Here is a 13,980-nt window from a genome sequence, read left to right as displayed (position 1 = left end):
TACAATGTTATTTCGTATACACTCTACTAAAACTACTATATGCTACAAAAAAAATTAAATCAATAGAATATATGATACAATTGTATATTATTGTAAATAATCATGCATTAATCTTACTTTTATATCCTATAAACCGGCTTATTCTCATTACACTTATAATTCTTGTCTTCCTAATACAGCAAAGGAGAAGATATCACCTAATTGGTATATCTTCTCCTCTGATATATTTTAACTTCCCTAGCTGTATACCTGTTCAGCTAAACGTTTATAATTTTCATAACGTTCCTTTGCATATTGCTCAGTAAGCTCAAATAAATGCTCAGCATGTTCTGGGAACTGTTTCATTAAAGCTGAATAACGCACCTGCGCCATTATGAAATCTCTAAAACTTTCTTTTGCTTCTTTCGAATCTAAAGTAAATGGATTTTTACCTTGTTCTTTAAGCAATGGATTAAAACGATATAAATGCCAGTAACCGCATTTAACAGCTTGTTCCTGATTAGCTGTTGTTCTGCCCATACCTTCTCTTAGTCCATGACTAATACATGGGGCATAAGCAATAATAATAGATGGTCCTGGGTGTGCTTCTGCTTCTATAACAGCTTTCATAAATTGATTTTTATCTGCTCCCATAGATACTTGAGCTACATACACATTACCATAGGTTATCATCATTAAACCTAAGTCTTTTTTACGAGATTTTTTACCAGAGGCAGCGAATTTGGCAATAGCTGCTGCTGGTGTAGATTTAGAAGCTTGACCACCTGTATTAGAGTAAATCTCAGTATCGAATACAAGCACATTAACATCTTCACCTGAGGCCATGACTTGGTCAAGACCACCATAACCAATATCATAAGCCCAGCCGTCACCACCTAATATCCATTGTGAACGTTTAACAAGATAATCCTTTCTTTCCTTAATCTCATTAATTAAAGTTTTAGTAGCTTCGTCAGCCGTTGTGTCTTTTTCTAATACCGCTAGAACCTGCTCACTTATTCTTCTAGATTCAGCCCCAGATTCTTTTGTACTTAACCATTCATTAAATGCTGATTTCATATCTTCACCAATAGGCAGTTCTAGTAAAGACCTCATATTGTCTTCGATTTTATTTCGCATTTGTTTCACACCTAGATACATTCCTAATCCATATTCAGCATTATCTTCGAACAAAGAGTTGGCCCATGATGGTCCTTGGCCTTTTTCATTGACCGTATATGGTGTAACAGGCGCAGATGCCCCCCAAATAGAAGAACAACCAGTGGCATTAGCAATCATCATACGATCTCCGAAAAGCTGTGTAATGACTTTAATATACGCTGTTTCACCACAGCCTGCGCAAGCACCTGAGAACTCATGAAGAGGTTGTCTGAACTGGCTACCTTTGACGGTATGTGGTGCCATAACATCTCCCTTATTGGCAATTTTAGAAACTGCATATTCCCAGTTAGGTACTTCCTTTTCTACCTGAGTATGGAGTGGTTTCATAATAAGGGCCTTACCTTCTTTTTTACCTGGACAAATATCAGCACAGTTACCACAGCCTGTACAGTCCATTGTATCAACTTGAATGCGATAACCAAACTCATTCATATCCTTTCCCATGGCCTTAAGTGTTACAAAACTACCTGGCTTTTCGCTTTCCTCTTCGGTATTTAAAAGATAAGGTCTAATTGTAGCATGCGGACAAATAAATGAGCATTGGTTACATTGAATACAGTTCTCGGGAACCCACTCTGGTACATTAATAGCTACCCCACGCTTTTCATAAGCTGCACTACCACTTGGAAAAGTACCATCTTCAATCCCATTAAATGTACTTACTGGAAGGCTATCGCCTTCTTGTCTACTCATAGGGCGTAATATCTTCGTTACAAATTCAGGTTCGTCAAAACCTCTTTCATCTACACTTGTTCCCTTTTTCCAATTTTCTGGCACATTAACTTTTATCGCTGCCTCAAGCCCCCTATCAATAGCAGCATAGTTCATATTAATGACCTTTTCACCTTTTTTCCCATAAGCTTTAACCACTGCTTCTTTTAAATACTGAGCTGCCTGGGCCTCTGGTATAATATCTGTTAACTTAAAGAAGGCTGCTTGCATAATCATATTAATACGGTTACCCAGTCCTATTTCAGAAGCAATTTTAACAGCATTTACAGTGTAGAATTGGATGTCATTTTCTGCGATGGTGCGCTTCATGGTAGTTGATAAATTCTCTTCTAATTCTTTTTCATCCCATAAGCAGTTAAGAACGAATATGCCTCCCTTTTTAAGTCCTTTTAAAACATCATACTGATGTATATAAGATTGATTATGGCAAGCAATATAATCTGCTTCATCAATAAGATAAGGTGCATTAATCGGTTCTTTACCAAAACGAAGATGTGACATGGTTAAGCCACCAGACTTTTTAGAGTCATAGTCAAAATAAGCTTGAGCATACATATCCGTATAATTACCAATAATTTTTATAGCTTGCTTATTAGCCCCAACTGTACCATCTGAACCTAGTCCCCAGAATTTGCAACGTACTAAATCCGGCACTTGAAGCTTAAGTGGTTCTTTTGTATTAATAGAAGTATGCGTAACATCATCATCAATGCTCACAGTGAATTGATTTTTAGGTGTACTACTTAAAAGATTTTCTACTACTGCCTTAATATCTGTTGGCGTGGTATCTTTAGAGCCTAATCCATAACGACCACCAATAATCATGGGTGCATCTTCTTTTTCATAGAAAGCAGCACGTACATCTAAATAAAGTGGTTCCCCTATAGCACCTGGCTCTTTAGTACGATCCAGTACACATATACGCCTAACATTCTTTGGCACCGCTTTAAGAAAGTGTTCTACTGAAAAAGGTCTATAAAGATGCACTTTAACAAGACCTAGCTTTTGTCCTTTAGCATTTAAGGCATCTATAGTTTCCGCAATGGTAGCTGTTACAGACCCCATAGCTACAATAATATTTTCTGCATCCTCTGCCCCATAATAATCAAAGAGGCCGTATTTTCTGCCAGTAAGGGCATTCATCTTTTCAATATATTCTTCTACAATAGGTACTAGAGCTTCATAAAATTTATTACTTGCCTCCCTTGTTTGGAAATAAATATCTGGATTTTGCGCTGTACCACGAATAACGGGATGATTAGGAGATAAAGCTCTATCTCTAAAAGCTTGAAGCTCTTCTATGGGCATTAGCTTTGCTAAATCTTCATAGTTAATTGCTTCTACTTTTTGAATCTCATGTGAAGTTCTAAAACCATCAAAGAAATGAACAAAGGGTACACGTCCTTTAATAGCCGCAAGATGTGCTACTGGTGCTAGGTCCATAATCTCTTGAACAGAACTAGTTGCAAATAACGCACATCCGGTTTGTCTTGTAGCCATAACATCTTGGTGATCACCAAAAATCGAAAGAGCCTGCGCAGCTATTGCTCTAGCACTCACATGAAAAACACCTGGTAAAAGCTCTCCGGATACCTTATACATATTTGGAATCATAAGTAACAAGCCTTGTGAAGCAGTGAAGGTACTTGTTAACGCACCTGCTTGAAGTGAACCATGAAAAGCCCCTGAAGCCCCTGCTTCAGATTGCATTTCTACTACATTGACAGTTTGTCCAAATATATTTTTCTTGCCTTGTGCGGCCCATTCATCTACTTGTTCAGCCATAGGTGTAGATGGCGTAATTGGATAGATAGCTGCCACATCAGTATACGCATAAGCGATATATGCTGCCGCTGTGTTACCATCTACAGTCATCATTGTTTTTCCCATTTCATCTTTCCTTTCTAATGTCTTAACTTGAAGCCTATTTTCTCGATATCTTTTATTCTATTTTTCACTTCACTAGTGTTTCACATTAAAGGATAATTCATACTTGTTTTATACAAAGACATATAGAGAGAAAAGAAAAAAGCTGAGCATTTCTCGCTATACGAAAATCTCAGCTTTTACCATTTTATTCTTTTATAAGTTTTATTTGATCATTTAATACTAATTACAATCAGACTCTAAATTAAATTCTAATACCTTTAAAACTTGTTCAGCTATTTGACGTTCTGTTCCTTTATAAGGATAAGAATGAATATGAATAGCGGGATTAAAATTAAGTTCAATAATTGCATAAGGTGCTTTTTCATCTCTATAATCTTCTAGCATCATATCAACACCACAAAACTTAGCACCTACTGCTTTGGCTGCACGAACAGCTATCTCTTTAAAGTATTCTGGAATATCATCTGTATAATCAATGCTATCTCCACCTGTGCTAATGTTAGAATTTTCCCTTAAATAAACAACCTCTCCTTCAGCAGGAATATAGTCGAAATCCAAATCGCTTTGTTTTAGGAATAAAGCGCTACTTGCATCTAAGTTAATTTTTTCTAATGGTGTTTTATAACCTCTCCCTCTTAAGCTATCTTGATTTTTTATAGCTACTAACTGTGTTATCGTATGTGCTCCATCACCTATAACATTGGCCGGTACGCGGTGAAGAACTCCTGCCACTTGATCTCCGATTACAAGGAATCGGTACTCCTTACCTTTGGCAAACTCTTCAATTAAAACTGTATCATCATGTTCAAAGCCTATCTCAAGCGCCCTTTTGATATCTACTTCACTGGCTCCCTGTGTAAAAATACTAATGCCTTTACCAAAATTCGTAGACTTTGGTTTAACAACAATAGGTTTATTGGCATAACGCTTAACTGCTAACTCTAAGCCTTGTCCTTTAAAAACTTCAATACCTTTTGGTACACAAACCTGGTGCTTCTCTAACACCTTCTTAGTAACTGTTTTATTTTCCATCATCAGCATAGTCATATAACTATCTTTAGATGTCTTGGTAGCTTGTTTCACATATTCGGTATGTGTTCCTTGGGTAAGAGCAATAAAGTTGTCACTACGATCTAATACTTCTACTTTTATCCCTCTTTTAATAGCTTCTTTCATAAGAATTTGTGTAGAAAGTTCCATATCATCATAACCATATAGTTTATAGCGGTTCGCATAAGCATCTTTTTTATAAATTTCTGCTAGTTCTAATTGGCTCTGTAAATAGCCTTTTTGTTTAGAGATTTCTGTTATTTTAGCTGCATAAGTACGCTCAGGGTCACATACCTTCTTGACCATTTCATCAATAACTCCTGCCTTGTTAAGATCTAAAGTTTCTTCCATCACTTTCATTTCATCTAAAATCTCTAAAGCCCACTCGGTCTTCGTAATTTCTTTTCCTTCCTTACTTAACCAAACCTCTAGTCTTCCACCCTTGGCAATTAAACGCTGATTATTAGTAGCTTCTTCTTGCCAATTACTTAGCTCTTCTTTACTTTCTTCTTTTATGAGAAGATATAACATAAATAAGTGTAAAAACTCTAAGTCTTCTAAGCTAATACCGCCTTTTTCAAAAGGATTATTATCAATACTTCTCACTTCAATATATAAGATACCTTCTTGTTTTAAGGACTCCAGTAGTCTTGTATTATCCTTTGCCTTAGGCCTGATTTGACTATAAAGTTCTTTGTGACTTTGAATCATACCATCTGCTACAAATCTCTCAATACTTTTTGCATAGGCCTCTACACTAGAGTAGTCAGGATAAAGATCAGTATGATTTTTATAACCACATTCACCATTACGATAAGATACAGCCCCTGGATTTGTAAAGCTTTCTTCATCTACCTTATTTAAATAGCGCGTACACTCTGTAGCATAGGTTTTATGAAATACAGGTGTCGCTCCTAATAAATAAATAAGTAACCAACGATACCTTAAATAATTTCTTGCCATTTTCAGATAAATACTATCTTTGAATAGCTGATAACTTAAGTGAGTATCTTCTGCTTCATAAAGTCTTTGTATAAAATTTTCTTCAAAGGAAAAATTATAATGGATTCCTGAAATAAGTTGCTTTTTCCCTCCGTACTTTTTAAGTAGCTCCTCCCTATAAAGCCTCGCTTCTTGACAAGTTTTACAATCTCTATATTCGGCAATAGGAATATGTTCATCTGCTGGTATATCGCATGGCATAGAACCCGGCCATATATATTCATCTTCTATATTAAGTGCGACTATATCATATAAAATATTTAAGTAATCGTATGCTTTTTGACTACTATCTAAATTAGGTGTAATAATCTCTACCTGGCTCTCAGAAAAATCTGTAGTAATGTATGGGTTTTTAAGTTTATCCCCAAATACAGCCGGATGCTTGGACATAGCAAGCTTTCCTTCAGGTGTTACTCTAAGTCCTTCTCTTTCAATACCAATGCTTGCAGCTAATAAATCTTCTCTATTAAATAATTGCTTTAATTGATTAAGCATAAAATCTCCTTCCAACTACATTAATATATACTAAGTAATAATGATTATAAAATAGTATACCTCATTTTTATTAAAAGCTAAACAATAATTCAATTTTAATATTTTCTCGTATTTTATTGATTTATGAAACCTTATTATATCATTTTTCGTCATAATTATTATAAATATACTTATATTTTATGATTACACTTTATCATTGCAATCTAACAATTAATGGATTTATGTTAAGGAGACAACTATGAGAAAACAATTTGTAATGGCTATAGCCGCGCTAACACTCAGTACAGTCGTTGTAGGCTGTAATTCTAAAATACCAACTTCATCCGAGATGAATACAGAGGCTTCCTCTACCCCTGAAGAGAAGCAACCTACTACTGAAGAATTAACTAATGAACCTGAATCTAGTATTGTTCTAGAAGAAAGTATTATACCAGAAGAAACTATAAAGCCTGAAGTAACTATGAAACCCGAAGAAAGTGTAACTCCAGAAGCAAGTACTTCACCTGAGGCAACAAAAAAACCTGAGACAGCTTCCAAGCCACAAACAAGTCTAAAGCCTGAAGCGACTGTTAAACCACAAACAACACCTAAACCTTCACCAAAACCTGAAGCTAGTACTAAACCTGCAGCAACTCCAAAACCTGAAGTAACACCCAAACCAGAACCAACACCCAGCCCTGAAACAACTAGTTTAAGTGCTAGTGAAGTATATAGTAAGATTACCTCTGATCTTGATTTTTCTCGCCTAACAGATGTAGATGATACTCTATTAAAAGATCTCTATGGTATTGATACTAGCCTTCTAGACAGTTACTGCGTTAAAATGCCAATGTTAAGCTTTAGTATTTCAGAAGTTGGTGTCTTTAAGGTTAAAGATGTTAAAGATGTAAATACTATTGTTGAAGGCATTAATAAACGTGCCGAAAATGTTGGACAAATGCTCTATCCTTCTCTTATCGAAACCTTTGAAGGTAGACAAATCATCACTAAAGGAAACTACATATTATTTGCTATGGATGAGGCGGCAAGTACTATTGCTTCAAACTTTAATAGCCTTATCAAGTAAGGAGCTTTGATTTATGGTATTTAGCAGTTTACTATTTTTATTTATATTTTTACCTGTTTTTTTAACAGTCTACTTTATACTCCCTAAAAATTTACGAAATCTTATATTATTTCTAGCTAGCCTCATGTTTTATGCATGGGGCGAACCTGTTTATGTGTCTATTATGATTTTTTCTACTGTGCTTGATTACACATGTGGACGCATCATTGATCACTTTAGGGCGCATAAGCTGATTCCCAAATTAGGACTTGGTCTCTCTCTTATAGGAAACTTAGGAATGCTAGGCTTCTTCAAGTATGCCGACTTTTTTATTAGTAATACTAATGCACTTTTAGGAACTCATTGGGATTTACTTCGTATTGCATTACCTATAGGTATTTCCTTTTATACCTTTCAGACCATGTCCTATACCATTGATTTATATCGGGGTAAAATTCAAGTTCAAAAAAATATAATTGCCTTTGGTGCTTATGTATCAATGTTTCCTCAGCTTATCGCCGGCCCTATCGTTACTTACGCCACCGTTGAAAAAGAACTTAATCACCGCGAAGTTACATTTGAAGATTTTGGATTAGGTGCCATGCGCTTTATCGAAGGACTTGGAAAAAAAGTACTTATTGCTAATAACATTGGTCTTTTGTGGGATCAAATACTCAATACACCTATTAATAATTTATCTATTATAGGAGCTTGGCTAGGTGCTATTAGTTTTGGACTTCAACTTTACTTTGACTTTAGTGGCTATTCTGATATGGCTATTGGACTTGGCCAAATGTTAGGTTTTCGTTTCCCTGAAAACTTTAATTATCCTTATATTGCTAAAAGTGTATCTGATTTTTGGCGAAGATGGCATATGACCTTAACCGGTTGGTTCAGAGAGTATGTGTATATTCCTTTAGGAGGAAATCGTGTAAGTAAGCCTCGTTTCTATCTCAACATTTTGATTGTATGGTTTTTAACAGGCTTTTGGCATGGTGCTGGCTGGAACTTCATCCTTTGGGGTCTTTTCTTTGCCGTGCTTATGATTATAGAGCGTAGCTTTTTACTTAAGTATTTAGAAAAATTACCTAGCTTTATCTCTAGATTTTACCTTTTATTTGTTGTAACAATAAGTTGGGTGCTTTTTGCTCATGACTCTTTGGAACAAGCCATTTCATATCTAAAGGTTATGTTTGGTATAGGTACTAACAGTTTCATTAATACCCCCTCATTATATGCTATCACCAATTTTTATGTCCTTATCATTATTGGAATCGTATTTGCAACACCACTAATGAATAATCTTAAAGCACGTCTTAATGAATGGGTTGTATTTGCATTTTATGTCGTTACTCTTTTTCTAAGTACTGCTTACTTGGTAGATGCTACTTTTAACCCGTTTTTATACTTTAGATTTTAGGAGGTGAACCATGAAGAAAAAATTACCTTTTGTAATAGGTATTACTTTTATCTTTTATATTTTTACTTTCTTTGGTTTACAACTACTAGCCAAAGATAAGACCTTCTCAGAGTTAGAAAACCGTAATTTAAGTGCTAAGCCATCTTTTACTATGGCTAGCTTATTAGATGGTACTTATGGCAAAGCTTTTGAGACTTATATAGCTGATCAATTTCCTTTAAGAAATCAATTTATTTCTACTAAAGCTTATAGTGAACTCATTTTACAAAAGAAAGATAATAATGGCGTTTATATTGGAAAAGATGATTACTTTCTTCAAAACTTTGATGCACCCGATTTAGATTTAGCAGCTAGAAATGCCACTTATATTAATGAACTTGCTAAAGAGTTTAAAGTTTATGTTGGACTTGCTCCTACTGCAACCAAAGTGCTTGAAGATAAATTGCCAAACTACGCCACCCCATATGATGAAGCATTTTATATTTCTACTTTTTATAATAAACTTTCTAATCAAGTTACTAAACTAGACTTTCTTAATACTTTAAGCACTCATAAGGATGAGTACATTTATTATAAAACAGATCATCACTGGACTACTTTAGGAGCTTATTATGCTTATACTGAATTTTGCAAATCAGCTGATTTAATTGCTTTAACTTTAGATGACTTTAAAATTGAAGATGTAAGTGATGCCTTCTATGGAACCTTATTCTCTAAAGGCAATTTCAGTTTTGCTACACCTGATACGATGCAGCTCTTTTATCCTAAACAAACTGAAGCATTGGAAATAACCTATGAAGCAACAGGAAAGACCTCTTCTAGTCTTTATGAATATTCTCATTTAGATACAAAAGATAAATATAGTGTTTTCTTAGATAACAATCACCCTTTAATTAAAATTAAAACCTCTATTAAAAATGGACGTAAGCTTCTAGTGATTAAAGATTCTTATGCAAACTCTTTTATTCCTTTTTTAACGCAGCACTACGAAGAAATTCAGGTTCTAGACTTACGATTAATGAATGTGCCTGTTGCAACTTTTGCAAAAGAAGCTGGCATATCAGAAGTTCTCTTACTTTATAATGTACAGAATTTTAGTGTAGAACCTAAGCTAAGTTTATTACTTAAATAACTTTTTTAAATCATAAGATGTATAACGTTAATAAAAGTGTCTGCTCATTTTTAGGTAACAGACACTTTTTATTAACACTATACATCTTTTATTTTTAATCAATCTCAGCACGTGAAAACAACTCTAAAATAAATTCTGAATCTTCACAAGCATCTTTAAATGCTAGTACAAACTTCTTAAGAGCTTCCGAATCTTCACTATAGGCACAAAACATGCCTGCTTCTGAATCAAACTCTATATCTTCTAATAATTCCTCACATTTCTCCTCAAGGAAAACTCTAGCTAAAGCTTCCCAGTCATATCCATTTCCTTCACACCCCTCATCTTCTCTAGACTCAAAAATTTCAGGCTTATAATCTCCAGCATTTAAACATACAGAAAAACTACCATTTGAATCATTCCACCAGAAAGGTTTTATTTGTTTTTCAAAATTCATAATGACTCCCCTTTTAGCTTACTTTATTTTCCAAATACTACTACTAATAATAATAGTTTTTTTCTTTCTATTGTCAATATAAAATACGAAAATTTTATATTATATTTATCCTACCGCAAATATTAAATACTCATCTTATATAAAAGAATCTAGCTATTGCTCTTTAAATAGCTTAAAATAAAACTATCTATAAACTTAAGGAGAATTCTATGTTAAATGAGAATGTAATGGTATTTTTACAAGACAACCTAGACTTTTGGCCTCATTTAAGTGCAGATCAGCAAAGTAATGTTATCGCCCATACCTCTATAGCTCGTTTTACAAAAGGGCAGACCATGCATCGTGGTGATCAAAATTGTATGGGTCTTATTATGATTCGCTCAGGACTGCTTAGAGTTTATATGCTCTCAGAGGAAGGCAAAGATATTACGCTCTTTCGTCTAGTTCCTGGAGAGCTTTGTTTACTTTCTGCCTCTTGTATCTTGAACCAAATTACCTTTGATGTACACATTGATGTTGAGGACACCTGTGAACTTGTTTCTGTTTCTTCCCATATACTTTCTGACCTTATGACCGATAATATTTATGTAGAAAATTTCATTTATAAACGTTTGGTAGATCGTTTTTCAGATGTGATGTGGGCCATGGAACAAATACTTTTTATGAGTTTTGATAAACGCTTAGCCATCTTTTTAGTAGATGAAATGTCAAAGACTCATTCGACAACTCTTCGTCTTACTCATGAGCAAATAGCCAAATATATAGGTAGTGCCAGGGAAGTCGTTACGCGTATGTTAAAATATTTTTCAAACGAAGGAATTGTGGAACTTTCTAGAGGTGGTATTACTATCATTAACCCTACAAAACTTAAATCCCTTCTTTAAAAGTCAGAAGTTAAAGGGGCTACTCACGAATGAGTCCTAGCCCCTTTAATTGTCAATTGTATGCATTTCTTTATTAAGCGTTTTTAATTTGTATTTACTTCTTTAATCTCTTTCTTACCCATATAACCTCTGTAATTATCCATGGCAAATTCTAATTTTAGGAACTCTTGCTCAGACCAATGAAGATCTCTTCCATTATTTAAAACAATCACATAGGTAGTAGGTCCTTTTCTAGTTATTTCTTTGACTTCTATAATATCATTGTAGTGTATTCTGTCTTGCTTAAAAGTCCCTTTAAATATAATACCTTTTTCAAAAAAGCTAATTTTTCTATGTCTCATGCGTATCAATACTAATGACAGAATAATTACAATTATCCCTAATCCAATTACTGCAAGCCTTTGCGTACGCCAATATTCCTGTGCCATCATGATTACTACAAACCACATAAATAACATAATCGTATACCAGATACCTGCTCTTGATTTCACAACCAACATTAAATCACCATATTCTTTATCTGATGAACTTGCTTTCATTTTTCATCATCCCCTTAATCATTGCTATTAAGCCTTTTAATTTTATCCATCTTTAAGTTAACCATTTTTCAGATTGATGAGCATCCCCTCTTTTATAAGTGGAACTAATAAATGATAGTCTATTAATTGTGTATGTTTCGGCCTAGCCTCCTTAATATCATAATTATTAAACTTACTGTTTGTTATAACTATTCCTCTATTAGCTTTATAATGCTTCATATTCTCAGAAACTCCTTGAACGGCTTCTTTCCATGAATCAGCATCTATTTCAGTCCTATACTTAGTACAGATAACAACAACTTCTTTCCTTCTCCTTGCTATTAAATTGATACCCATTTGTTCTGATTTTGGAATACATTCTACTTCATACCCTTTTGTTTGATATAAATCTGCTATAAGCTTGTCAAAATCTTTAGCTTCTACCTTATTTAAGTCTTCTTCGATACTATTCATATGGATCTTACCATAAGGTCCCCTTTCATCTCCGAGGCTTCCCTTCTTATAAAGCCTACTAAATGTACTTTGTCTGAGAAATGGCTTTCCTATAAGCATTAACACCCATTCAATGAAAATCAGAGTAAAGTAAGTTAAAGTGTTAGCCTCTCCTTTAAAAATCAAAAGTGCTATATAAAAACTAAACAGCATAATAAGTCCATTAAAAATGTATTTCATTGACTTCCTCCCTTTAGGTAATTACTTTCTTTAAGCATACACCAAATGGGATTGGTTTAATCACTAGGTCTTTACTTTCTTATCCAATATATGTATAATAGTGGAGCGAGAATAAATTTGTAGACACATAAAAATCTACTTTCGGGATGTGGCCTAGTTGGTAAGGCGCTTGTCTGGGGGGCAAGAGATCGCGTGTTCAAGTCACGTCATTCCGATTAAAACCAAACACCTACAAAAACAGAGATAGTCCTTGCAATTCAAAGGGTTGTCTCTTTTTTGTTTCATGTATATTCTTAATCAAGGTATCTATTCGAAATATTTTATACTGTAAATTTTACTGTAAAATCACCTATTTTTTGTTCACAATATTCGCATATACAATAATACGAAACCAAACAGCGTGCAACCCCATATGCTAAAGTTGCACGCTATAAATATGCTTGGTTGTTGTAACCGATTAAGGCTACAATCTTTAATTTTTAATAAAACACCATGTCTAACTTATTTGCTAATTCCTTTATGTCTGTTATTTTACCCCAATCAGTATTAAATATATTTTCGGTTGATACTCCACCACCGCATATACCTTTATCATCGCTATTCCTTATATCTAAACCTATCACATATATTTCTGAACCACGGTTATCCATCTTACTAAGTCTAACAAGGAAATTTCTAATTTCAACATAATTATTAGTTGTTAGTGATTTTGATTCACTGTCAAGTATTACGTTTATTTGTATAACCGAGTCGTTATTATGTACCTCTACTTCTTTTGCAGATTTGAATTCAATAGTGGCTATCTTAATGCCTTCAGCATTGAACGTATTTGCATTACTTAGAAACATGAATGACCTAATTACATTTAGAGCTAAGATGCATACGATTACTATAACTATTATACGCAGATATTTTTTCTTCATTTTCCACACCCCATAAAATAATATTACATTGAACAATACTCGTATAAAGTTATAGAGAATAATATTAAAAGTAAAGCATAGAAAGCTATAATCATAAAATCTCCCCCTAATATCAAATAAATTTTAAGATAATTCTACACTATTTGATTATGTTATTCAATCTTTCCTTTAATAAACACCATTTTACTAATATATCTATCTGCCATTGCTTAAGGTTTTTATTATATTTTTGCATAAAAAAGACCACACCCTTTTTTATTTTAGAGTGTAGCCTTATAATTTACCTTTTAAACAAACGATATTTTTATGGATTAAAACCATTGCTAATCAACCAATGTCTAGCTTCCTCCCTCTGATCATTAGTTGAACTTGCAATTCCTAATATAGCATAACGAACACCTGCCCAAAACACAACCTCATCTTCTGGTATTTCGGCATTATGTTTTTTACAATATGCTATTATCTTGTCCTTATCGAGTGAAAAGAAAGCCTCATTACGTTCTTTGATAAATTCCTTAATATCCAATAGTACCGCCTCCATTAATCGAACATATGTTTTATTGAATTATATCAAAGACTTAATTTTTTGTAAATATAAA

General features: G+C 33.9%; 11 protein-coding genes and 1 tRNA gene. 5 read left to right on the top strand and 7 right to left on the bottom strand.

Annotation, left to right across the window (positions count from 1 at the left end):
- Positions 1-237: 237 nt before the first annotated feature.
- On the bottom strand, positions 238-3,783 hold the full coding sequence (gene nifJ, locus CLOLE_RS05160) for a pyruvate:ferredoxin (flavodoxin) oxidoreductase (protein ID WP_013656035.1): 3,546 nt from the start codon (positions 3,781-3,783) through the stop codon (positions 238-240).
- 219 nt (positions 3,784-4,002) lie between these two features.
- On the bottom strand, positions 4,003-6,330 hold the full coding sequence (gene gshAB, locus CLOLE_RS05155) for a bifunctional glutamate--cysteine ligase GshA/glutathione synthetase GshB (protein WP_013656034.1): 2,328 nt from the start codon (positions 6,328-6,330) through the stop codon (positions 4,003-4,005).
- A gap of 238 nt (positions 6,331-6,568) precedes the next feature.
- On the opposite strand from gshAB, the gene CLOLE_RS21690 reads away from it, so the two are divergent.
- The 3 genes from CLOLE_RS21690 to CLOLE_RS05140 are packed head-to-tail and all read left to right on the top strand — an operon-like array spanning position 6,569 to position 9,927.
- The gene (locus CLOLE_RS21690; protein WP_013656033.1) at positions 6,569-7,396 is read left to right on the top strand and encodes a DUF4358 domain-containing protein; all 828 of its coding nucleotides are present in this window, start codon (positions 6,569-6,571) and stop codon (positions 7,394-7,396) included.
- Positions 7,397-7,409: 13 nt separating this feature from the next.
- On the top strand, positions 7,410-8,795 hold the full coding sequence (locus tag CLOLE_RS05145; protein ID WP_013656032.1) for an MBOAT family O-acyltransferase: 1,386 nt from the start codon (positions 7,410-7,412) through the stop codon (positions 8,793-8,795).
- A 10-nt stretch (positions 8,796-8,805) separates the two neighbouring features.
- Positions 8,806-9,927, top strand: coding sequence for a DHHW family protein (locus CLOLE_RS05140; protein ID WP_013656031.1), 1,122 nt, complete (start codon positions 8,806-8,808; stop codon positions 9,925-9,927).
- A gap of 94 nt (positions 9,928-10,021) precedes the next feature.
- Here the strand turns inward: CLOLE_RS05140 and CLOLE_RS05135 are convergent, their stop codons facing one another.
- Positions 10,022-10,363 (bottom strand): immunity 51 family protein, encoded by a 342-nt coding sequence (locus CLOLE_RS05135; RefSeq protein ID WP_013656030.1) that lies wholly within the window; start codon positions 10,361-10,363, stop codon positions 10,022-10,024.
- Between the two features lie 209 nt (positions 10,364-10,572).
- Here CLOLE_RS05135 and CLOLE_RS05130 point away from each other — a divergent pair, with 209 nt between their 5' ends.
- A complete protein-coding gene (locus CLOLE_RS05130) occupies positions 10,573-11,247 on the top strand; it encodes a Crp/Fnr family transcriptional regulator (protein WP_013656029.1) in 675 nt (224 codons plus the stop codon).
- An 83-nt stretch (positions 11,248-11,330) separates the two neighbouring features.
- Here CLOLE_RS05130 and CLOLE_RS05125 read toward each other — a convergent pair whose 3' ends face one another.
- On the bottom strand, positions 11,331-11,786 hold the full coding sequence (locus CLOLE_RS05125; RefSeq protein ID WP_013656028.1) for a DUF986 family protein: 456 nt from the start codon (positions 11,784-11,786) through the stop codon (positions 11,331-11,333).
- A gap of 57 nt (positions 11,787-11,843) precedes the next feature.
- Complete coding sequence (locus tag CLOLE_RS05120) at positions 11,844-12,458, bottom strand: restriction endonuclease (protein WP_013656027.1); 615 nt, start codon at positions 12,456-12,458, stop codon at positions 11,844-11,846.
- A gap of 142 nt (positions 12,459-12,600) precedes the next feature.
- Here CLOLE_RS05120 and CLOLE_RS05115 point away from each other — a divergent pair.
- Positions 12,601-12,673: transfer RNA gene (locus CLOLE_RS05115), tRNA-Pro, on the top strand.
- A 264-nt stretch (positions 12,674-12,937) separates the two neighbouring features.
- On the opposite strand, the gene CLOLE_RS05110 is transcribed toward CLOLE_RS05115, so the two are convergent.
- Both CLOLE_RS05110 and CLOLE_RS05105 read right to left on the bottom strand, forming a co-directional pair.
- Positions 12,938-13,381 (bottom strand): hypothetical protein, encoded by a 444-nt coding sequence (locus tag CLOLE_RS05110; RefSeq protein WP_041712916.1) that lies wholly within the window; start codon positions 13,379-13,381, stop codon positions 12,938-12,940.
- A 304-nt stretch (positions 13,382-13,685) separates the two neighbouring features.
- Complete coding sequence (locus CLOLE_RS05105; RefSeq protein WP_013656025.1) at positions 13,686-13,907, bottom strand: hypothetical protein; 222 nt, start codon at positions 13,905-13,907, stop codon at positions 13,686-13,688.
- Positions 13,908-13,980: the final 73 nt, after the last annotated feature.

Source organism: Cellulosilyticum lentocellum DSM 5427 (assembly GCF_000178835.2).
Lineage (GTDB): Bacteria > Bacillota > Clostridia > Lachnospirales > Cellulosilyticaceae > Cellulosilyticum > Cellulosilyticum lentocellum.
The sequence above is the reverse complement of the archived record's forward strand: the minus strand, read 5'-3'. Positions and strand labels throughout refer to the sequence as shown.

What these genes read in the sequence shown, in the direction of transcription:
- nifJ (WP_013656035.1), bottom strand. Translation starts at nt 3,783, where the DNA reads ATGGGAAAAACAATGATGACTGTAGATGGTAACACAGCGGCAGCATAT.
- gshAB (WP_013656034.1), bottom strand. Translation starts at nt 6,330, where the DNA reads ATGCTTAATCAATTAAAGCAATTATTTAATAGAGAAGATTTATTAGCT.
- CLOLE_RS21690 (WP_013656033.1), top strand. Translation starts at nt 6,569, where the DNA reads ATGAGAAAACAATTTGTAATGGCTATAGCCGCGCTAACACTCAGTACA.
- CLOLE_RS05145 (WP_013656032.1), top strand. Translation starts at nt 7,410, where the DNA reads ATGGTATTTAGCAGTTTACTATTTTTATTTATATTTTTACCTGTTTTT.
- CLOLE_RS05140 (WP_013656031.1), top strand. Translation starts at nt 8,806, where the DNA reads ATGAAGAAAAAATTACCTTTTGTAATAGGTATTACTTTTATCTTTTAT.
- CLOLE_RS05135 (WP_013656030.1), bottom strand. Translation starts at nt 10,363, where the DNA reads ATGAATTTTGAAAAACAAATAAAACCTTTCTGGTGGAATGATTCAAAT.
- CLOLE_RS05130 (WP_013656029.1), top strand. Translation starts at nt 10,573, where the DNA reads ATGTTAAATGAGAATGTAATGGTATTTTTACAAGACAACCTAGACTTT.
- CLOLE_RS05125 (WP_013656028.1), bottom strand. Translation starts at nt 11,786, where the DNA reads ATGAAAGCAAGTTCATCAGATAAAGAATATGGTGATTTAATGTTGGTT.
- CLOLE_RS05120 (WP_013656027.1), bottom strand. Translation starts at nt 12,458, where the DNA reads ATGAAATACATTTTTAATGGACTTATTATGCTGTTTAGTTTTTATATA.
- CLOLE_RS05110 (WP_041712916.1), bottom strand. Translation starts at nt 13,381, where the DNA reads ATGAAGAAAAAATATCTGCGTATAATAGTTATAGTAATCGTATGCATC.